We start from the raw sequence: 20,057 nt of genomic DNA, 5'->3' as shown, positions 1-20,057 counted from the left end.
CTGCGTACCCCGAGACGGGTGCGTAATGCCTGCTTCCACAGGCGATGAGTGACCGATCTTCGGGTACCCGGCGCCCATGCGAAACATCCTGAAGCGCCGTCACACCCACAAGGAGCCGACCCACAACGCGACGGAGGAGGTTCTGGAGGAGCTCAAGCAGGAAGGCGAGTAGGACGACGTCGACACCTCGCAGCCGACCCGCGGCGGAACGGGCGACCCGATCTCGCCCAGCCCGCACGCCAACCGCAGGACCGCCGAGGGCCACCCCGACGACTGATGCCGTCCGAACGGGTGCCTCCGCCGCGCCGGGCGAGTGTTTCGCCGCGCACGGGCGCTCGCCCGGCGCGGCAGCGGCAAGTCATCCCCTGTGACGGGCGTGGCCCGGTCACGGAGGGAGGCGTGGCGTGGAGCGCGAGCGGGACGACGGGGCTGCCGCGAAGGTCGCCGACGCGGTCGACGCGCGGCTACCGGTGTACGACGGGGGTGGCGCGCTGCTGCGCAAGGCCTTCCCCCACCACTGGTCGTTCTTCCTGGGCGAACTGGCGCTCTACAGCCTGCTCGTCCTGCTGCTGACCGGGGTCTGGCTGACCTTCTTCTTCGAGCCCGACATGCGCGAGGTCGTCTACGACGGCTCGTACGTGCCCCTGCAGGGCGTCCGCATGTCCGCGGCCTTCGACTCCACCCTGCACATCAGCTTCGACGTCCGCGGTGGCCTGCTCATCCGTCAGATGCACCACTGGGCTGCCCTCGTCTTCGTCGCCGCGATCGGGGTGCATCTGCTGCGGATCTTCTTCACCGGCGCCTTCCGCAGGCCCCGGGAGACGAACTGGCTCATCGGCGTCACCCTGCTCGTGCTCGCCCTGGCCGAGGGGTTCGCGGGCTACTCACTCCCCGACGACCTGCTCTCCGGCACGGGACTGCGCATCGCGCAGGGCATCATGCTGTCCATCCCGGTGGTGGGCACGTATGTGAGCATGTTCGCCTTCGGGGGCGAGTTCCCCGGGCTGGACATCGTGCCCCGGCTGTACAGCCTGCACATCCTGCTGCTGCCCGGCGCGCTGATCGGCCTGGTCACCGTCCACCTGATCCTGGTGTTCTACCTGAAGCACACCCAGTGGCGCGGTCCGGGCAGGACGAACGCGAACGCCGTCGGCAAGCCGATGCTCCCCCAGTTCGCGACGGGCTCGGCCGGCCTGTCCCTCATGGTGTTCGGCGTGCTGGCCGCGCTCTCCGGGCTCGCGCAGATCAATCCGGTCTGGGTCTACGGGCCCTACCGCGCCGACCTCGTGTCGACCGGTTCCCAACCGGACTTCTACGTCGGCTTCCTGGAGGGCGCGCTACGGCTCGTACCGCCCTGGGAGACCAACGTCGCCGGCCACACCCTCATGTGGAACGTCCTGCTTCCGGCCGTCGTCCTTCCCGGGCTCTTCTTCCTCGTCCTGTACCTGTATCCGTTCGTCGAGCAGCGGCTCACGGGCGAGTGGAAACAGGAGCACCACCTGTGCGACCGCCCGCGCGAACGCCCCGTCCGCACCGGACTGGGCGTAGCCGGCATCGTCTTCTACGGCGTTCTGCTGCTGGCCGGCGGCAACGACATCATCGCCCAGACGTTCCGCGTCTCCGTCAACGCCCTCACCTGGATCCTGCGCGTCGCCCTCGTCGTCGGCCCGGTCCTGGGCTTCATGGTCACCCGGCGCCTGTGCCACGCCCTGCTGGCCTCGGAGCGCGAACGTCTGACCGAGGGCGAGGAGTCCGGAGAGGTGCGTCAGTCCGTCGCCGGGGGCTACGAGAGCGATCACCTGCCGGTGGAGAAGTTCCGGCCCGGCGCCCCCAGGACACCGATCAGCCCTCCCGGCCGGAGTCCCGGTCGGCGTACTGGAACACCATTCCGAACACCCCGGCTCCCAGGACGCCGACCCCGATGAGGAACAGCCACAGCCCGTACACCACCCCGGTCGCGGCGACCGCGAACCCGGCGGCGGTGGCGATCGGCCAGCTGCTCTCCGGCGGGAAGAACTCCAGCGGGCCGGCTCCGTCGGCCACTTCTGCGTCGCCGCGGTCCTGGGGGCGCCGTCCCCTGCGCCGGTAGTTCACGGCGCAGAAGAACGAGATCACCCCGGCCATGAGGCAGGCCACGATCAGCGCCGCCGAACCGGCCGGATCCCAGTGCGACCAGATGCCGTAGAGCACCGCGGTGCCCCCGAAGAAGACGGCGACACCGCCGAACAGCAACGCCTCAGTCCGCATGGGGCAAGTGCTCCTGTTTCCGCAGTTCGATGTCCGGATGGTGCAGGTCGAACGCCGGGGACTCCGAGCGGACCCGGGGCAGCGCCACGAAGTTGTGGCGGGGCGGCGGACAGGACGTCGCCCATTCCAGCCCCCGCCCGTACCCCCAGGGGTCGTCCTCGGTAGCGCGCCGCCCGTGGCGGGCCGTGCGCCACACGTTGTAGAGGAAGGGGAGGGTGGAGACGCCGAGCAGGAACGCGCCCACCGACGACAGGGTGTTCAGCAGCGTGAAGCCGTCCGAGGGCAGGTAGTCGGCGTACCGGCGGGGCATGCCCTCCTCGCCGAGCCAGTGCTGCACCAGGAAGGTCAGCTGGAACGCCGGGAACAGCAGCCAGAAGTGCAGCTTGCCCAGGCGTTCGTCCAGCATCCGGCCGGTGAACTTGGGCCACCAGAAGTAGAACCCGGCGAACATCGCGAAGACCACGGTGCCGAACAGCACGTAGTGCAGGTGCGCGACGATGAAGTACGAGTCGGTGAGGTGGAAGTCCAGCGGCGGCGACGCGATGAGAACCCCGCTCAGCCCGCCCAGCAGGAACGACACCATAAAGCCCATCGCCCACAGCATGGGCGTCTCGAACGACAGCGACCCATAGCGCATCGTGCCGATCCACGCGAAGAACTTGATGCCCGTCGGCACCGCGATCAGGAACGACATCAGCGAGAAGAACGGCAACAGCACCGCGCCCGTCGCGAACATGTGGTGCGCCCACACCACCGCCGACAGCATGGTGATCGTGATCGTCGCGCCGATCAACGGCAGATACCCGAACAACGGCTTGCGCGAGAACACCGGAATGATCTCCGTGATGATCCCGAAGAACGGCAGCGCCACGATGTACACCTCGGGGTGCCCGAAGAACCAGAACAGGTGCTGCCAGAGGATCGCGCCGCCGTTCGTCGCGTCGAAGATGTGCGAGCCGAACTTCCGGTCCGACTCCAGCGCCAGCAGCGCCGCCGCGAGCACCGGGAACGCGGGCAGCACCAGGATCGAGGTGAACAGCACGTTCCAGGTGAAGATCGGCATCCGGAACATCGTCATCCCCGGCGCGCGCAGGCACATGATCGTGGCGATGAAGTTGACCGCGCCCAGCGTGGTCGACACACCGGTCACCACCAGCCCCATCGTCCACAGGTCACCGCCCGCGCCGGGGGTGTAGTACGAGCTGTTCAGCGGCGCGTACGCGAACCAGCCGAACGACGCCGCGCCGCCCGGCACCACGAACCCCGAGACGACCATCAGACCGCCGAACAGGTACATCCAGTACGACAGCGCGTTCAGCCGGGGGAACGCCACGTCCGGCGCGCCGATCTGCAGCGGCATCACGGCGTTGGCGAACCCGGCGAACATCGGCGTCGCGAACAGCAGCATCATCACGGTGCCGTGGACGGTGAAGAACTGGTTGTAGCCCTCCTTGCTGAGGAACTGCAGCCCTGGACGGGCGAGTTCGGCGCGCATCGCGAGCGCCAGCAGACCGGCGAAGAGGAAGAAGCAGAACGCCGTGACCATGTACAGCCGGCCGATCACCTTGTGGTCGGTGGTGGTCGCCCAGCCCAGCAGCGTACGGCCGAAGGAGTGCGATGAGGTGCCGCGGCCGGCTTCGTCGTCGACGCGTTCCGACAGTTCGGTCATCGTCCTCCTCCATGCGCGCCTGGTGAGAGCCCTGGCCGTGACCCGGCACGGCAGCCCGACGCTACTGCCGCGACCCGGCTCGGCCGTTCACGCCACGCTCCCGTTCCGCCGTCGGAGGGGCAGGTGGTACCCGGGCGTATTCCGGAGGGCGGTGGCGGGTACCCGGGGGCAATGGACACCATCCACTACGAAGCAGCCGGGGCCGGTACCACCTTCGGATTCATCGCCATCCTCGTCGGCGGTCTCGTCATCACCGGTGCACTGGTGTGGGCCGTCCGGTTCGGCACCAGGGTGCGCGGGCGTGAGCACGCGCACCTGCGACCGGGTGAACGCCATCCCCGAGTCCCCGAGGGCGGACCGGTGCGCGAGACCCGCGAGCACCGCGAACCCGACGAGATGCCCCGCGCGGCCGACGGGAGCGAACGCCTCACCCCGCACGAAGTCAGGAACTCCGGCAGCAGGCGCAGCGAAGACCAGTCCCCCCGGCGCTGGGACGAGGGGTCCAGCGGCTCGTTCGGAAGCGGCGGCGCCGGAGGCAGGTGAGCCGGCCCGGTTTGCCGGGTATGAGGCTCGCGGGCGTTTGCCCGCGGCGCGGCGGGGGACTCGGTCCGTACACCCGGCCCATGGGGTCGCAGCGACCTTAGAAGGAAGATGAAGCAACCGTGACCGCGCACGCCACAGAGAACCCGGTAGTCCGAAGGCCAGAGACAGGCTGGGCGAGGGCCCGTCGCCTGCGGGGCAAGGGCGTACGTACCTGGATCTCGGCCGTCGACGGCCGGACCGCCGCGCCCGTCGACCGGGCCGGCTCCGACTCGAACATCGTCCGCGGCGAGGACTGACGGCCTGGCCGGATCCCTGCGAGGCGCGTGCCCGCGCCGACGACTCATCGGTCGTCGGCGCGGGCGTCTGCGTTTCCGGCGTCGTCGTCGCCGTCCCGGCGCAGGGTGCCCCAGGCGCCCTCCTGCCGGTCGACCTCGGCCCGCGCCTCCTCGATGACCCCGTCGGCGACCCAGCCGACCGGTCTGACCTCGCGGACCAGTGGTTCGTTGTCAGGACCACGGCCCTCGATCCGCCCCCGCAGCACCCAGGCACGCACCCCGGGCCCCTTGTCGTGGGGCAGGTGGGAATAGTCGTGGAGCCGCCGGGCGACCCAGAGTTCGACCGGACGGTCCTCCCACCAGGCTTCGACGGCGAGCGGATTGGCCGAGAGCCCCGGCATGCGTACGCCCGTCAGGTCGTCCTTGCTCCCCGAGGCGCCGAGGTCGGTCCGGGGGCCCCGTGACCAGCGCACGAACAGGTCGGGATAGCGCCGCACCAGGCTCCCCAGCTCTTCGAGGGAGCGCAGGACGGGAAGATCGTTCGTGCGGCTCATCGATTCAGCCCTCCTCCAAGTCCTCCGGTGTGATCGTCCGCCGTGTACCCGCAAGTGCGAGAAGCGCACCGATCATGTGTGGCGCACATGCAGGAGGGGGACCCGGGAGCAGCGACGAAGACCTGACCACCCGAGTGCCGCCGGAGCACGGCGAGGAGCCCGATGACCACCGAGACCACCACACTGCCCGTCCCGCTGCGGCTGCGGACCCCGCCCGGCGTGTACGAGCCGCAGCACGACACCCGTCTGCTGGCCGACGCGCTGCGCCGTGAGGGCATCCGGGCCGGTGTGGACGTCCTGGACGTGGGCACGGGCAGCGGCGCCCTCGCGCTGGAGGCCGCGCGGCTCGGCGCCAGCGTCACCGCGGTGGACATCTCCTGGCGGGCCGTCATGACCGCCCGCTTCAACGCGTGGTGCAGCCGACAGCGCGTCGACGTCCGCCACGGCGATCTCACGGCCGCCGTCCGCGACCGCTCCTTCGACCTGGTGATCAGCAATCCGCCGTACGTCCCGTCCCCCGACCGATGGCCGCCGCGGGGAGCCGCGCGCGCCTGGGACGCCGGGCAGGACGGGCGCGCCCTGCTGGACCGTGTGTGCGCCGAGGCGCCGGAGGTGCTGCGCCCCACCGGTGCCCTGCTGCTGGTGCACTCCGGTCTGTGCGGGGTGGAGGACACGCTGACCCGGCTCACGGGCGCCGGGCTGAGCGCGGAGGTCACGGACCGGACGTCGATCCCGTTCGGCCCGGTACTGCGCTCCAGGCTGACCTGGCTGCGCGGACGCGGGCTGTCCGCCGCCGACCTGAGGGAAGAGCTGGTGGTGATCCGTGCCTCGAAACAATGAGCGTCCGTGCCGTATCCGGGCCGAGCGTGACGGGCCGCTGCTCGTCGAGGGCCCGGTCGAGATCGTCGGTGAGGACGGCGAGGTCGTCACCTCCAACCGCTTCACCGTGGCCATCTGCACATGCCGCCGCAGCGCCATCTACCCGTGGTGCGACACGAGCCATCGGCGACGCACCAGGGGCGGGGGGCCGGAGCAGGACCGTACGTCTCGGACGAAGGGAGCCGGCTGATGCCCACCGGTCGTGAACCGCGTGAGCGGAGCCCACAGCTGCCCACCGCGCGGGGACCGCTCTCCCACGCGGTGCTCGGCGCCCTGCGCGACCCGTGCCACCAGCCGTCCTTGTCGTCCGTCGAGGACGCCGACCCCTACGGCGACGACCTCCAGCTCGCCCTGTACGTCCTCTACGAGCTGCACTACCAGGGCTTCGAGGGCGTCGACGACGACCGGGAGTGGGACCCCGCCCTGCTGCGCGTCCGCCGCGCCCTGGAGCAGCGGTTCCTCGCGGCCCTGCGTGCCGACGTCGACGGCGGGGCCACGGCACGGCAGGCGCTGGACGACCTGCAGACCGAGCCCGTCGGCCCCGAGGCCACCGGGGTGAGCCACTTCCTGCGCGACGAGGGCGAGCTGCGGCACCTCAGGGAGTACGCGGCCCTCAGGTCGCTGTACCACCTGAAGGAGGCCGACCCGCACGCCTGGGTGATCCCTCGTCTGCACGGGCGGGCCAAGGCCGCGATGGTCGCCGTCGAGTTCGACGAGTTCGGCGCGGGCCGGACCGACGAGATCCACGCCCGGCTGTTCGCCGACCTGATGGAAGACCTGGGGCTCGAGACGGCCTACGGCCACTACGTGGACGTCGCGCCCGCCGAGCTCCTCGCCACCGTCAACCTGGCCTCCCTGCTCGGCCTGCACCGCGCCCTGCGCGGAGCCCTGGTCGGGCACTTCGCCACGGTCGAGGTGACGTCGTCCCCGGGGTCCCGCCGACTGGCGAAGGCCCTGCGCCGGGTCGGGGCGGGCGCCGCGGCCGTGCGGTTCTACGACGAACACGTGGAGGCGGACGCCGTGCATGAGCAGGTCGTCCGGCATGACGTGATCGGCGGGCTGCTGGAGAGCGAGCCCGGCCTGGAGGACGACGTCGTCTTCGGCATCCAGGCGACGAACCTGCTGGAGGACCGGTTGGCCGCCCGCCTCCTCGACGCGTGGCGTCAGGGGAACAGCGCGCTGCTGGATGTCCATGGTCGGGGCGCACGGCGGCGGAAGGAGACACAGACGATCCGGTGAGGCGGTTTCCCTCCCGCTCCTCTGGACTGCCTGTACAAACTCTGGACTGCACGTCTAACATGGCAGGCGCAGGGGCCGTCGGCCCCACCCCGAGAGGGAGGGGAGGCGCATGGCATCCGAGCAGTCCGAGCTGTCCGAGCAGTCCCTGGAACGCGAGCGGGACGCGGTCCTCGCCGCGCTGGGCCCGGTCGCCGACGGGATCGCGGCGACGTTCGGCCCCGTGTGCGAGGTGGTGGTCCACGACTACCGGCGCCCGGAGCAGTCGGTCGTCGCCGTCGCCGGTTCGGTGACCGGACGCGCGGTGGGGGGAGCGATGAGCGAGATCGGCATGCGCGTCCTGGCCCGCGGCGACGAGGCCGGCGACGAGCTGAACTACCTCACCAGGACCGGCGCCGGACAGCTGGTGAAGTCCTCGACGATGGTGTTGCGCGACTCCACGGGCGCGGTCTTCGGCGCCCTGTGCGTCAACCTGGACGTCACCGCTGTCCACCAGGCCCAGGCCCTGCTCGGCGCGCTCGCCGGAATCGCCGGCGCCGGCGCCGAGCCGCCGGTGACCACCTTCGGCAACGACATCGACTCCGTCGTGGACGCCCTCGTCGACGCCCATCTGCTGCGCCAGAACCAGACCTGGGCCGGCCTCGGCCGCGCACGGCGACTGGAGCTGTTCCGCAGCCTCGACGAGCGGGGCGTCTTCGCCGTACGCCGTGCGATCGAGCAGGTGGCGGTGCGCCTGGGCATCTCCCGCGCCTCCGCCTACAGCTACCTCTCCCAGTCCCGAGCCACCCACCAGACCTCCGACGGAGACCCCACGTGACGACCGCACCCCCGCCGATCACCCTCGACGACGTCCGCGACGCCGCCACGAGACTCAAGGGCGTCGCCCACCGCACCCCGGTGCTGCGCTCCCGGACCCTCGACGCGCTCGTCGGGGCGGAAGTCCTCCTCAAGTGCGAGAACTTCCAGCGGGTCGGCGCGTTCAAGTTCCGCGGTGCCTACAACGCCGCCTCCCGGCTCACCCCCGAGCAGCTAGCCCGGGGCATCGCCGCCTACTCCTCCGGCAACCACGCCCAGGCCGTCGCCCTGGCCGCCCGGGAACTCGGCACCACCGCCGTGATCGTCATGCCCGAGGACGCCCCGCGCTCCAAGCGTGAGGCGACCGCGGGCTACGGCGCCGAGATCGTCACCTACGACCGCTACGCCGCGGACCGCGTCGCTCTCGCCGAGGCCCTGGCCTCTGAACGAGGTCTGACGCTCATCCCGCCCTACGAGCACCCGCACGTCATGGCGGGCCAGGGCACCGCGGCCCTCGAACTCCTGGAGGAGGTCGGCGAGCTGGACGCCCTGATGACTCCGGTGGGCGGTGGCGGACTGATCGCGGGCAGCGCCACGGCCGCCAAGGCCCTGCACCCGGGCATCCGCATGATCGGCGTCGAACCGGAGGCGGGCGACGACACCAAGCGATCCCTGGCGGCGGGCCGGCGCGTCGAGATCCCCGTGCCGCGCACCATCGCCGACGGCCAGGCCCTGCACACCCCGGGCGAACTGACCTTCTCCGTGAACCGGCGGCTCGTCGACGACATCGCCCTGGTCTCCGACGACGAGATCCGTCAGGCCATGCGGTTCGCCTTCGAGCGCCTGAAGATCGTCGTCGAGCCGAGCGGCGCCACCCCGCTGGCCGCCCTCCTCACCGGCCGCGCCGGGCCCCTCCCGCGCCGTATCGGCGTGATCGTCTCGGGCGGCAACGTCGACACGGCCCGCTTCGCCTCCCTCTGCGGCGACGCGGACTGACTTCGCCTTCCCCCGAATGGCGGCCACCAGCGGACGGGCGGACGATGGAGTGGTGGGGTTCGGCCCCCACCGGTGACGCACAGGGCCGCCGGGGTGACCGGCCCCGGCCGCGCTGAGGCGCGGCCGGAAGGGAGGAGCGTCATGCTGGAAGTGAAGACGCTCGACAAGCCGGACGAGCGGCGCGATTTCCCCCGCGGCCACCTCGAAGCCGTCCACATGACGGGTCTCGACTTCGCCGTGGCGACCTTCGAGCCCGGCTGGCGCTGGACGGAGTCCGTGGCACCCATCGCGGGCACCGACACCTGCCAGGTCCACCACAACGGCTACGTCGTCCAGGGGCGCATGCACGTCACCATGGATGAGGGCGGCGAGACCGAGTTCGGTCCCGGCGACGTGTTCGTGGTCTCACCCGGACACGACGCCTGGGTGGTGGGCGACGAACAGTGCGTCGTGTACGACTTCGCGGGCCAGATGGCCACGGACTACGCGAAGGCCAAGCAGGGCTGAGCGCGGTCAGGGGCCCGAGACGCGCTCAGATCGGCAACAAGCGCCCCACCAGCGCGCTGAGTTGGCGGGCGTTGCGGCACTCGTGCATCTCGATCAGGTCGGCGTAGGCGAGGGCGGCCGAGTCGCCCGTGCCCCACTGGGCCCGCGGCTCGGGGTTCAACCAGTAGGTGCGGCGGGCGCGTTCGGTGAGGTGGCGGGCGGCGGGCAGGTTCGGGTCGCTCATGTTGGTGCGGGCGTCGCCGAGCACGAAGACCGTCGTACGGGGGCCGATCGCGGCGCCGTACCGTTCCGCGAACTCGCCCAGGGCGACGCCGTAGTCGCTGCTGCCGTGCCAGCCCGTGAGGGTGGCCTCGGCGCGGATGCGGGTGCCGAGGCCCTCCGCGTCGGCCGTGCCATGGGCGAGGAGGCCGGTCACCTCGTCGATGCGGTTGACGAAGGCGAACACCCGCACCTTGCTGAACTGGTCGTGCAGCGCCTGCACCAGCAGCATCGTGAAGTCGGAGAACCCGGACACCGAGCCCGACACGTCGCACAGCAGCACCAGTTCGGGGCGGGCGGGCCGGCGTCGGCGCAGCACGGGCCGTACCGGCACCCCGCCGGTCGACAGCGAACCGCGCAGGGTGCGCCGCAGGTCGATCGTGCCGCGGGCGGCGCGACGGCGGCGGGCGGCCAGGCGCGTGGCCAGCTTGCGGGCCAACGGCTGGACGGTGCGGCGCAGTTCGGCCAGCCGGTCCTTCCCGGCGTACAGGAAGTCGACCCGGTCGGCGGTCGGGGCGACCGCCCGGCGCGCGATCTCGTCCCGGCCGCGCCGCTCGGCGACCCGGCGCCGTGCCTCCGCCGCCACCAGGGCGCGGAAGGCCTCGATGCGCCGCCGGATCTCGTCCTCCAGGAGCCGGTCGGCGAACCCCGGACCGTGCGACTGCGCGCGCACGCCGTCGCGGACGCGGGCGAGCAGCGTCTGGGGTCGGATCCGGTCCAGAGCCTGGTACGACGACCAGCCGTCCGCACCCGGTGAACTCCCGTAGCCGCCGAAGCCGTCGACGGCCTCCACCGCCAACTGGCCCATCAGGGCGGTGTCGTTGGTGGTGAGGGCCGACGCGAGCCGGTCGCGCAGGTTCTCGCGGTCCGCCCGGACGCCGTCCGGTGCGCCGACGCTCCGCGGGAAGTACAGGTCGAAGACGGCGTCGAACACCGGCCGTTGGCCCGGGGCGTGCAGCAGTGTCGCCGCCAGCCCCTCGCGCAGCAGCGCGCGGTCCGCGAGGCCCAGCGCGGTGACCGCCTGCCCTGCGTCCACGGTCTCGCCGGTGCCGATGCGGATGCCGTGCGACCGCAGCGCGGCGACCAGGCCCGTCAGCCGCGCCGTCACATCCGCCGGTGCAGCCGCCGACGCGGTCGCGTCCGCCGTCACAGCGCGTCCAGGTCGAGCTTGGCGGCCGCCTTGAGGATGTCCTCCTGGTGCTTGAGGACCACGCCCAGGGTGTCGCGTACGACCTCCTCGTCGAGGGTGTCCGCGCCGAGGGCGAGCAGGGTGCGCGCCCAGTCGAGGGTCTCGGCGACCGACGGCACCTTGCGCAGGTCCATCGCGCGGAGCGCGCCGACCACCCGCACCACGGACGCGGCCAGCGCCTCGTCGATCCCGGGCACCTTCAGCCGGACGATCCGGCGCTCCAACTCCTCCTCGGGGAAGCCGATGTGCAGGAACAGGCAGCGTCGGCGCAGCGCCTCCGACAGCTCGCGGCTCGCGTTGGAGGTGAGGACCACGAAGGGGCGGCGCGTCGCCGTGATGGTGCCCATTTCGGGCACGGTCACCTGGAAGTCGCTGAGCACCTCCAGGAGCAGGCCCTCCACCTCGACGTCCGCCTTGTCGGTCTCGTCGATCAGCAGCACCTTGGGGTCGTCGCCGCGGATCGCGGTCAGCAGCGGCCGCGCCAGCAGGAACTCCTCGCCGAAGATGTCGGTGCGGGTCTCGTCCCATGACTCGTCGCGGCCCGCGCTGATGCGCAGCAGCTGCTTGGCGTGGTTCCACTCGTACAGGGCCCGGGCCTCGTCGACGCCCTCGTAGCACTGCAGCCGCACCAGCCGGGCCCCGGCCACCTGCGCCACGGCCTTCGCGAGTTCCGTCTTTCCGACCCCGGCCGGGCCCTCCACGAGGAGCGGCTTGCCGAGGCGGTCGGCCAGGAACACGGTCGTGGCGACGGCGGGGGAGGCCAGGTACCCGGTCTCGGCGAGGCGGGCGGAGACTTCGTCGACGGACGTGAACAACAGGGCCTCCGGCGGTCGCGGGCGAAACAGTGTCCGGGCACCTATCTAAGCGCTTGTTCAGCCGTTCTGTCACGGGACTCCGTCACGGGCCCCCGGCTCCGCCGCCGGAGTGCCGGGCCGCGCTACAGCTGACCGACCACCTCCGGCTCCCCGCGGAACACGGCGACATGGCGGCGGGCCCAGTCGGTGAAGTCAAGGGGTGCGCGGCCGAGGATCCGCCGCACGTCGGGGCTGACGCGTCGCTCGGCGGGGGTCGGGTCGCCGAGGATGCCCAAAGTGGTCTCGACGACCGGCTCGGGCATGAACGCCAGCAGCTGCGCACGGGCCTCGTCGCGGCTCTGCTCGACGAAGCGGACCGGCTCGCCGAGCGCGGCGCCGATCGCCTCGGCCCGCTCGCGAGGCGTGGTGGGCGCGGGGCCGGTCAGCTCGTGGACCGCGCCGCTGTGGCCGTCCTCGCGCAGCGCCACGGCGGCGACCGCGGCGATGTCGGCCGGGTCGACCGTGGGCAGGCCGACGTCCCCGAACGGCGCGGCGACCGTCCGCCGGGTGCGCACCGACTCCGCCCACGCGAACGCGTTGGAGTGGAAGCCGCCGGGCCGCAGGATCGTCCAGTCCAGGCCCGACTGTCTGACGGCCTCCTCGATCGCCCGGCCCGTACCCCCGTGCGAGGCCGAGTCCGGCCGGGTCACGACGCCCAGCGAGGACAGCAGCACCACCCGTTCGACGCCGGCGCCCTTGGCCGCGTCGAGGATGTCCCGCGGACTCAACAGGTGGGCGCCGGCCCCACCGTCGTGCAGGAACAACGCCTGAGCGCCGTCGAAGACGGGACGCAGACTCTCCGGGTCCGCCAGGTCGGCCCTGCGGTACCGGGCCCCTTCCGGTACGTCAGCCTCCGAGACCCCCCGCGACACCGCCGTCACCGGCTCCCCGGCCTCGGCGAGAACCCGTACGAGCTCCCCGCCGACGTTCCCGGTCGCACCCGTCACCACGAACATGAGCAACTCCCCGTTGTAGCCGTGTGGTTGAAGACGAGAGCGACGCTAACAGCGTCGATATACTAGGTACCTAGAGGAAAGTGACTTCCCCGGAGGGATGCGATGGGTGGAGACATGAGTCGGCCGGCCACCGCCGCGACCGACCCCGCACGCGCCTGTCCGGTCAGTCCGGTCGTGGACATCGTGTTCAGCCGGTGGACAACACCGATCCTGTGGAGTCTCCACACGCACGGCCGCCAGCGGTTCCGTGAGCTGGAGCGGCGGATCACCGGGATCACGCCGAAAGTGCTCACCCAGCGGCTCCGACAGCTGGAACGCGACGGGCTCGTCGTGCGCACGTACCACCCGGAGGTACCCCCTCGGGTCGAGTACGAGATCAGCGACCTCGGCGTCAGCCTCGCCCCGCTCTTCGCCCACCTCGCCGAGTGGGCCGGCGACAACCTCGCCCGGGTCGAGAAGGCCCGCGAGGCCTACGACGGCCGGCCGGTCCTGCCCTGAGCCGATCCGGGTGCGCCTCGGTCAGCCCTCGCTCACCAGCACCACCTCCAGGGTGCGCGGACCGTGCACCCCCTCCACCCGGTCCAGCTCGATGTCGCTGGTCGCCGACGGACCGGAGATCCACGTCAACGGGCGTGCCGGGTCGAGGCGTTCGAGGGCCTGCGGCACGGAGGACACCACCTGGTCCGGTACGCGCACCACGCAGACGTGGAGGTCGGGGACGAGCGTGATCCGGCGCCGGCCCTGGTCGGGGCCGCCGTCCAGCACGATCGTGCCGGTCTCGGCGATCGCCACCGCGCACGCCGTGACCACGCTGTCGACCTGGTCCAGCTCGTGCGGGGTGCTCTCCGCCCGGTCCGCGACCCGCTCGGCGTCCGCCGCCGCGAGCCATCCCGCCTCCAGGGCCGGCGGGACGAGGACCGTCTTCGCGCCCCGCGCGGCCAGGATCCCCGCGACGGTCGCCGCGAGGTCGGCGTCCGTGCAGCGGTGCACGATCGCGCGGTAGTCCGCCAGGTTCTCCGCGAGCAGGTCCACGGTCTGCTCGACGCTGCGGTCGCCGTGCTCCCGCAGATAGGCACGGTCGACGGCCGCCTCGTACGGCGGGTCGTCCCGCTCCACGTCGGCCAACGCGCGCCGCACCCGGCCCAGGATCCGTTCCCTGCTGTTCACTTCGCGCCGTCCTTCCCGCCTCGGCCGCGCCGCCGGCCCGGAACCCGTTCCCTGCCGCTCACTTGGCCTCCTCCCGCCCACCGCGCGTACGCTGCCACCAGTCCCGGAACGGCTCCGCCGGCACCGGCGGCAGATCGCGCGTGGCGCTCCACGCCTTGCCGGGCCCCGGCAGCGAACGCGGATGGAGCCGACGGGTGCGGGAGGCGAGCCGCTGCCCGGTCCGCAGCGCGCCCGGCCGGCTGAACGCCCAGCGCGCCGCCCGCATCGCCGCCCGCTCGGCGGCGTGCCCCTTCGCCGGCTTCAGCACCACCTTGTTGCCCTCCCGCGTCACCGGGCCGCCCTCGACGACCCGTTCGCGCAGGTGCACCAGCACCTCGGGGATGTCGATGGCGACCGGGCACACCTCGTAGCAGGCCCCGCACAGCGACGAGGCGTACGGCAGCGAGGCGTCGATCTCGCTCTGCGTGCCCCGGAGTTGAGGGCTGAGGATGGCGCCGATCGGGCCCGGGTACACCGAGCCGTACGCGTGGCCCCCCGCCCGCTCGTACACCGGGCAGACGTTCAGGCACGCCGAGCAGCGGATGCAGCGCAGGGCCTGGCGGCCGACCTCGTCGGCGAGGGTGTCGGTGCGGCCGTTGTCCAGCAGGACCAGGTGGAAGGTGCTGGGCCCGTCGTCGTCGGTGGTGCCGGTCCAGGTCGAGGTGTACGGGTTCATCCGCTCGGCGGTCGAGGAGCGGGGGAGCGTCTGGAGGAACACCTCCAGGTCGCGCCAGGTCGGCACGATCTTCTCGATGCCGACCACCGAGATCAGCGTCTCGGGCAGGGTCAGACACATCCGGCCGTTGCCCTCGGACTCCACGACCACCAGCGTGCCGGTCTCGGCGACCATGAAGTTCGCGCCGGAGACGCCGACCTTGGCGCGCAGGAACTTCTCCCGCAGGTGCAGCCGGGCCGCGTCGGCCAGGTCGGCGGGCGTGTCGGTGAGGCCCTCGGGGGCCGGGCGGCCCCACTCGCCCATCTCGCGGGCGAAGATGTCCCGGATCTCACCGCGGTTGCGGTGGATGGCGGGGACCAGGATGTGCGAAGGCCGGTCCTTGCCCAACTGCACGATCAACTCGGCGAGATCGGTCTCGTAGGCGTGGATGCCCTCCGCTTCGAGGGCCTCGTTGAGCCCGATCTCCTGCGTGGCCATCGACTTGACCTTGACGACCTCCGACTCACCGGTCATCTTCACCAGGTGGGTCACGATCCGGTTCGCCTCGTCCGCGTCGGCCGCCCAGTGGACGATGCCGCCCGCCGCGGTGACCGACTCCTCCACCTGCACGAGATAGCGGTCGAGATGACGCAGCGTGTGGTCCTTGATCCGCTTGCCCGCCTCGCGCAGCTCGGCCCAGTCGGACACCTCCGTCACGGCCTTCGCCCGCTTGGCGCGGATGGTGTGCGTGGCGTGGCGCAGATTGCCGCGCAGGGTCGCGTTGCCCACGGCCTCGTGCGCGGCCTTCGGAAACGCCGGCATGCCGACGAACGTCCCGCTCATACGGCCGGTTCCTCCTCCGTGCTGGCCAGGATCTCCGCGATGTGCACCGGCCGCATGCCCGTGCCCAGCCGCGCCATGGTCCCCCCGATGTGCATCAGACACGAGTTGTCGGCCGCGCACAGCACCTGCGCGCCCGTCGACTCGGCGTTGCGCACCTTGTCCGCCCCCATCGCCGCCGAGACGTCCGCGTTCTTCAGCGCGAACGTGCCGCCGAACCCACAGCACTCGTCGGCACCCGGCAGCTCCACCAGCTCCAGCCCCTTCACGGCCTGGAGCAGCCGTCGGGGCCGGTCGCCGAGCCCGAGACCGCGCAGCCCGTGACACGTCGGGTGGTAGGTGACCTTGTGCGGGTAGTACGCCCCCACGTCCGTCACCCCCAGCACGTCCACCAGGAACTCCGTGAGCTCGAACGTCTTCGGCACCACCGGAGCCAGCGTCGCCGCGAGGGCGTCCCCGCGCCCCTCGGCCCGCGCCCGCTCGCCCATCCGCGGATACAGCTCCCGCACCATCGCCCCGCACGACCCGGACGGCGTCACGATCGCCTCGTACTCCCCGAAGACATCGGAGAAATGCCGCGCGAGCGGCTCGGCCTCATGGCGGTAGCCGGTGTTGTAGTGCGCCTGCCCGCAGCATGTCTGGGCCATCGGGAAGTCGACGTCGACGCCCAGCCTGGTCAGCAGATTCACCACGGCACGGCCGGTGTCCGGATAGAGCGTGTCGTTGACACAGGTCAGGAACAGTGCGACACGCATCGCGGCTCCTTGGGGTCGGTCATCGGATGAGTGCAGCCTAGTAGGTGGAGTCAGGCCAGGGGAGGCCCCGGCTCACCGTGCGGTGAGCCGGGCCTCCGCCGCACGCCAGCGGTCCGTGCCGCCGAGCGGTTCGAACCGCGTGAGCGGCTGCGTACGGGCGAGCAGGCGCCGCATGTCGGAGCGGTCGCCGACCAGGCCGTGCGCCCGCGCCTGCACCAGCACGTTGCCGAGAGCGGCGGCCTCGGTCGGGCCGACCACCACCGGCAGCCCACAGGCGTCGGCGGTGAGCTGGCACAGCAGCGCGTTGCGCGTACCGCCGCCGACGATGTGCACGACGTCCACCGGCTGGCCGGCGAGCCGCTGCGCCTCCTGGATCGCCCGCCGGTGGGCGAGCGCGAGGGAGTCGAGGATGCACCGCGTGACCTCGGCCCGGCTCTGCGGCACGGGCTGCCCGGACTCCCGGCACGCCTCGGCGATCCGCTCCGGCATCCGGCCCGGCGCCAGGAACGCCGCGTCCCCCGCGTCCACCACCGACCGCAGCGCCGGCACCGCGGCCGCCTCGCGCAGCAGCACGCCCAGGTCCGGGTCACCCCAGGCCCGTACGCACTCCTGCAGCAGCCACAGCCCCATGATGTTGCGCAGATAGCGGACCGTGCCGTCCAGCCCCAGCTCATTGGTGAAGTTGGCGGCGCGGCTCTCCTCGGTCAGCACGGGAGCGTCCAGCTCCAGACCGGCCAGCGACCAGGTCCCGGTGCAGATGTACGCGAACCGCTCGCCCGTCGCCGGGACCGCCGCGACCGCGGACGCCGTGTCGTGCGAGCCGACCGCCGTCACCGGCACCGGCCCCGTCAGCCCCGTCTCCTCCAGCACCTCCGCGCGCAGCACACCCGCGGGGTCCCCCGGCTGCCGCAGCGGCGCGAACAGGCTCAGGTCGATCCCCAGCCGCGCGGCCAGGTCGTACGACCACTCCCGGGTCCGGGGATCGACGAGCTGGGTCGTCGAGGCGTTGGTCAGCTCGGTGCCCTGCTCACCGGTCAGCCAGTACGACAGCAGGTCGGGGATGAGCAACAGGCGCCGAGCCTGGGCCAGTTGGGCGGAGGAAGCCGCTGCCGTCAACTGGTACAGCGTGTTGAACGGCGCGTACTGGATCCCCGTGGCCGCGTACAGCTCGGCGGCCGGCACGGTCGCCCACACCTTCTCCGCGACGCCCTCCGTACGGGCGTCGCGATAGTGCACCGGGTTGCCGAGCAGAGCCCCGTCGGCGTCGAGCAGGCCGTAGTCCACGGCCCAGCTGTCGATGCCGACCGAATCCACCTGCCCGGCCGCCCGCAGCCCGTCCAGCACCCCCGCGTACAGCGACAGCACGTCCCAGCGCAGCCCCTCCGGCACCCGGACCGGCCGATTGGGGAAGCGGTGCGCCTCCACCAGCTCCAGCGAGTCCGGGCTCACGCGGCCGGCCATCACACGCCCACTGGACGCGCCGAGGTCGACCGCCGCGTACGACCGCACGGCCGTCACCGGAGGAACGCGGCCGCCACACCCGCGTCGACGGGCACATGCAGCCCGGTGGTGTGGGTGAGCTCCCCGCCCGTCAGCGCGAACACGGCGTTCGCGACATGCTCGGGCAGCACCTCACGCTTGAGGATGGTCCGCTGCGCGTAGAACTCGCCCAGCTTCTCCTCCTCGACCCCGTACACGGCGGCCCGCTGAGCCCCCCAGCCACCGGCGAAGATCCCGGAGCCGCGCACCACACCGTCCGGGTTGACCCCGTTGACGCGGATGCCGTGTTCACCCAGTTCGGCGGCCAGCAGTCGCACCTGGTGCGCCTGGTCGGCCTTGGTCGCGGAGTAGGCGATGTTGTCGGGCCCGGCGAAGACGGCGTTCTTCGAGGCGATGTAGACGATGTCGCCGCCCAGCTCCTGCGCGGTCATCACCCGCGCCGCCTCACGCGAGACGAGGAAGGAACCGCGGGCCATGATGTCGTGCTGGAGGTCCCAGTCCTTCGCCGAGGTCTCGAGCAGCGGCTTGGAGATGGAGATCCCCGCGTTGTTGACGACGAGGTCCACCCCACCGAAGGCGAGCACAGCCGCCTTGAAGGCGTCGGCGATCTGCTCCTCGGACGTCACGTCGACGGCCACGGCGACGGCCTTGTCGGCCCCGCCGAGCTCCTCCGCGACGGCGGCGGCGTTCTCGGCGTTGAGATCCGCGACCACGACACACGCACCCTCAGCCACCAGCCGATGCGCGATCGCCTTGCCGATGCCACTGCCGGCCCCGGTGACGAGCGCGACGCGCGTGGCGAGCGCCTTCGGCTTCGGCATCCGCTGAAGCTTGGCCTCCTCAAGCGCCCAGTACTCGATCCGGAACTTCTCCGACTCCTCGATCGGCGCGTACGTCGACACCGCCTCGGCGCCCCGCATCACGTTGATCGCGTTGACGTAGAACTCGCCGGCCACCCGCGCGGTCTGCTTGTCCTTGCCGAAGGAGAACATGCCCACGCCCGGCACCAGCACGATCGCCGGGTCGGCACCACGCATCGCGGGGGAGTCGGGCTCGGCGTGCCGCTGGTAGTAGGCGGCGTACTCCGCGCGGTACTCGGTGTGCAGCTCCTTGAGCCGCGCGACGGCATCCTCCAGCGGAGCCGTCGGCGCCACGTCGAGCACGAGCGGCCGTACCTTGGTCCGCAGGAAGTGGTCGGGACACGAGGTCCCCAGCGCGGCGAGCCGCGGGTGCTCGGCCCGCGCCACGAAGTCCAGGACCGCCTCGGAGTCGGTGAAGTGCCCGACCTGCGGCTTGTCCTGCGAGGCGATCGCACGGACGTACGGCGCCAGCGCGGCCGCCCGCTCCCGCCGCTCACCCTCGGGCAGCGCCTCGTATCCCGGGACGACGCCCCCGAAGGGCTCCGGCTTCCCGCGCTCGGCGAGGAACGCCTCGGCGGTCCGAATGATGTGCAGCGAGTTGCGCTCACACTCCTCGGCGGTGTCCCCCCAGGCGGTGATCCCGTGCCCCCCGAGCACACACCCGATGGCCTGCGGGTTCGCCTCCTTCACGGCCGCGATGTCCAGCCCGAGCTGAAACCCCGGCCGCCGCCACGGCACCCACACCACACTGTCCCCGAAACACTCGGCGGTCAGCTTCTCCCCGTCCGCCGCACACGCGAGCGCGATCCCGGAGTCCGGGTGCAGATGATCGACGTGGGCGGCATCGACAAGCCCGTGCATCGCGGTGTCGATGGACGGTGCCGCGCCCCCCTTCCCGTGCAGGCAGTAGTCGAACGCCGCGACCATCTCGTCCTCGCGCTCCACTCCGGGATACACATCGACGAGCGCCCGCATCCGGTCCAGCCGCAGCACGGCGAGCCCCGCCTCGGTCAGGGTCCCCAGGTCCCCACCGGACCCCTTCACCCACATCAGCTCGACGTCACCACCGGTGACGGGATCGGTGGCGGTGCCCTTCGCCGAGGCATTGCCACCGGCGTAGTTCGTGTTCCGAGGATCAGCGCCGAGCCGGTGGGACCGGGCCAGAAGGGCGGCGGCTTCGGGATGGGTGGACATGAGCATTCCTTACTTCTTGATGAGGGGTAAGTGAACTTCCCTAGGGGCGCGGGGAACTGCGCGACCAGCCACGACCGGTCCGCAGCCCG

At 71.8% G+C, this 20,057-nt stretch carries 21 protein-coding genes; 10 read left to right on the top strand and 11 right to left on the bottom strand.

Annotated elements, in window-relative coordinates; all coding sequences use genetic code 11:
* Window positions 1-404: 404 nt before the first annotated feature.
* Entirely contained in the window at window positions 405-1,925 is a 1,521-nt protein-coding gene (qcrB, locus tag AC067M_RS08820; RefSeq protein WP_478696287.1) for a cytochrome bc1 complex cytochrome b subunit, read from the top strand.
* Here the strand turns inward: qcrB and ctaF are convergent.
* On the bottom strand, window positions 1,843-2,247 hold the full coding sequence (gene ctaF / locus AC067M_RS08815) for an aa3-type cytochrome oxidase subunit IV (protein WP_478696286.1): 405 nt from the start codon (window positions 2,245-2,247) through the stop codon (window positions 1,843-1,845). The two genes, qcrB and ctaF, sit on opposite strands and share 83 nt — an antisense overlap.
* On the bottom strand, window positions 2,237-3,916 hold the full coding sequence (gene ctaD, locus AC067M_RS08810; RefSeq protein WP_478696285.1) for an aa3-type cytochrome oxidase subunit I: 1,680 nt from the start codon (window positions 3,914-3,916) through the stop codon (window positions 2,237-2,239). Before ctaD ends, ctaF begins: the two co-directional genes overlap by 11 nt.
* A gap of 171 nt (window positions 3,917-4,087) precedes the next feature.
* Here ctaD and AC067M_RS08805 point away from each other — a divergent pair, with 171 nt between their 5' ends.
* Both AC067M_RS08805 and AC067M_RS08800 read left to right on the top strand, forming a co-directional pair.
* Window positions 4,088-4,459: a DUF6479 family protein gene (locus tag AC067M_RS08805; protein WP_478696284.1), complete on the top strand. Its 372-nt coding sequence runs from the start codon at window positions 4,088-4,090 to the stop codon at window positions 4,457-4,459.
* A gap of 119 nt (window positions 4,460-4,578) precedes the next feature.
* Window positions 4,579-4,755, top strand: a complete 177-nt coding sequence (locus AC067M_RS08800; protein WP_478696283.1) for a hypothetical protein — start codon at window positions 4,579-4,581, stop codon at window positions 4,753-4,755.
* Window positions 4,756-4,799: 44 nt separating this feature from the next.
* On the opposite strand, the gene AC067M_RS08795 is transcribed toward AC067M_RS08800, so the two are convergent.
* On the bottom strand, window positions 4,800-5,288 hold the full coding sequence (locus AC067M_RS08795) for a DUF6098 family protein (RefSeq protein WP_478696282.1): 489 nt from the start codon (window positions 5,286-5,288) through the stop codon (window positions 4,800-4,802).
* A gap of 162 nt (window positions 5,289-5,450) precedes the next feature.
* Between AC067M_RS08795 and AC067M_RS08790 the strand changes: the two genes are divergently transcribed.
* The 6 genes from AC067M_RS08790 (at window position 5,451) to AC067M_RS08765 (ending at window position 9,701) form a co-directional block, all read left to right on the top strand.
* Window positions 5,451-6,128, top strand: a complete 678-nt coding sequence (locus AC067M_RS08790; protein WP_478696281.1) for a HemK2/MTQ2 family protein methyltransferase — start codon at window positions 5,451-5,453, stop codon at window positions 6,126-6,128.
* Window positions 6,112-6,357, top strand: a complete 246-nt coding sequence (locus tag AC067M_RS08785; RefSeq protein ID WP_478696280.1) for a CDGSH iron-sulfur domain-containing protein — start codon at window positions 6,112-6,114, stop codon at window positions 6,355-6,357. Before AC067M_RS08790 ends, AC067M_RS08785 begins: the two co-directional genes overlap by 17 nt.
* The gene (locus AC067M_RS08780) at window positions 6,357-7,406 is read left to right on the top strand and encodes an iron-containing redox enzyme family protein (RefSeq protein ID WP_478696279.1); all 1,050 of its coding nucleotides are present in this window, start codon (window positions 6,357-6,359) and stop codon (window positions 7,404-7,406) included. The genes AC067M_RS08785 and AC067M_RS08780 overlap by 1 nt, the downstream gene beginning before the upstream one ends.
* 109 nt (window positions 7,407-7,515) lie before the next feature.
* Complete coding sequence (locus AC067M_RS08775) at window positions 7,516-8,220, top strand: helix-turn-helix transcriptional regulator (RefSeq protein WP_478696278.1); 705 nt, start codon at window positions 7,516-7,518, stop codon at window positions 8,218-8,220.
* Complete coding sequence (locus AC067M_RS08770; protein WP_478696277.1) at window positions 8,217-9,194, top strand: threo-3-hydroxy-L-aspartate ammonia-lyase; 978 nt, start codon at window positions 8,217-8,219, stop codon at window positions 9,192-9,194. Before AC067M_RS08775 ends, AC067M_RS08770 begins: the two co-directional genes overlap by 4 nt.
* A 141-nt stretch (window positions 9,195-9,335) precedes the next feature.
* Window positions 9,336-9,701: a cupin domain-containing protein gene (locus AC067M_RS08765; RefSeq protein WP_478696276.1), complete on the top strand. Its 366-nt coding sequence runs from the start codon at window positions 9,336-9,338 to the stop codon at window positions 9,699-9,701.
* A gap of 25 nt (window positions 9,702-9,726) precedes the next feature.
* Here AC067M_RS08765 and AC067M_RS08760 read toward each other — a convergent pair whose 3' ends face one another.
* The 3 genes from AC067M_RS08760 to AC067M_RS08750 all read right to left on the bottom strand — a co-directional run bounded on the left by AC067M_RS08760 (window position 9,727) and on the right by AC067M_RS08750 (window position 12,958).
* Window positions 9,727-11,109: a VWA domain-containing protein gene (locus AC067M_RS08760; RefSeq protein WP_478696275.1), complete on the bottom strand. Its 1,383-nt coding sequence runs from the start codon at window positions 11,107-11,109 to the stop codon at window positions 9,727-9,729.
* Window positions 11,106-11,963, bottom strand: a complete 858-nt coding sequence (locus AC067M_RS08755; protein ID WP_478696274.1) for an AAA family ATPase — start codon at window positions 11,961-11,963, stop codon at window positions 11,106-11,108. Before AC067M_RS08755 ends, AC067M_RS08760 begins: the two co-directional genes overlap by 4 nt.
* A gap of 122 nt (window positions 11,964-12,085) precedes the next feature.
* A complete protein-coding gene (locus tag AC067M_RS08750) occupies window positions 12,086-12,958 on the bottom strand; it encodes an SDR family oxidoreductase (protein ID WP_478696273.1) in 873 nt (290 codons plus the stop codon).
* 114 nt (window positions 12,959-13,072) lie between these two features.
* Here AC067M_RS08750 and AC067M_RS08745 point away from each other — a divergent pair, with 114 nt between their 5' ends.
* On the top strand, window positions 13,073-13,456 hold the full coding sequence (locus tag AC067M_RS08745) for a winged helix-turn-helix transcriptional regulator (protein WP_478696272.1): 384 nt from the start codon (window positions 13,073-13,075) through the stop codon (window positions 13,454-13,456).
* 21 nt (window positions 13,457-13,477) lie between these two features.
* On the opposite strand, the gene AC067M_RS08740 is transcribed toward AC067M_RS08745, so the two are convergent.
* The 5 genes from AC067M_RS08740 to AC067M_RS08720 all read right to left on the bottom strand — a co-directional run bounded on the left by AC067M_RS08740 (window position 13,478) and on the right by AC067M_RS08720 (window position 19,968).
* Complete coding sequence (locus AC067M_RS08740; RefSeq protein WP_478696271.1) at window positions 13,478-14,125, bottom strand: LutC/YkgG family protein; 648 nt, start codon at window positions 14,123-14,125, stop codon at window positions 13,478-13,480.
* Between the two features lie 58 nt (window positions 14,126-14,183).
* Window positions 14,184-15,662, bottom strand: coding sequence for a LutB/LldF family L-lactate oxidation iron-sulfur protein (locus tag AC067M_RS08735; protein WP_478696270.1), 1,479 nt, complete (start codon window positions 15,660-15,662; stop codon window positions 14,184-14,186).
* A complete protein-coding gene (locus AC067M_RS08730; RefSeq protein ID WP_478696269.1) occupies window positions 15,659-16,414 on the bottom strand; it encodes a (Fe-S)-binding protein in 756 nt (251 codons plus the stop codon). Before AC067M_RS08730 ends, AC067M_RS08735 begins: the two co-directional genes overlap by 4 nt.
* Window positions 16,415-16,486: 72 nt before the next feature.
* Window positions 16,487-17,923: a rhamnulokinase gene (locus AC067M_RS08725; protein WP_478696432.1), complete on the bottom strand. Its 1,437-nt coding sequence runs from the start codon at window positions 17,921-17,923 to the stop codon at window positions 16,487-16,489.
* 5 nt (window positions 17,924-17,928) lie between these two features.
* Complete coding sequence (locus AC067M_RS08720; protein ID WP_478696268.1) at window positions 17,929-19,968, bottom strand: bifunctional aldolase/short-chain dehydrogenase; 2,040 nt, start codon at window positions 19,966-19,968, stop codon at window positions 17,929-17,931.
* Between the last annotated feature and the right edge of the window lie 89 nt (window positions 19,969-20,057).

The organism is Streptomyces sp. NPDC043427, from assembly GCF_056436655.1.
Note: the sequence above shows the minus strand (reverse complement) of the source record. Positions and strands in the feature narration are given on the sequence as shown.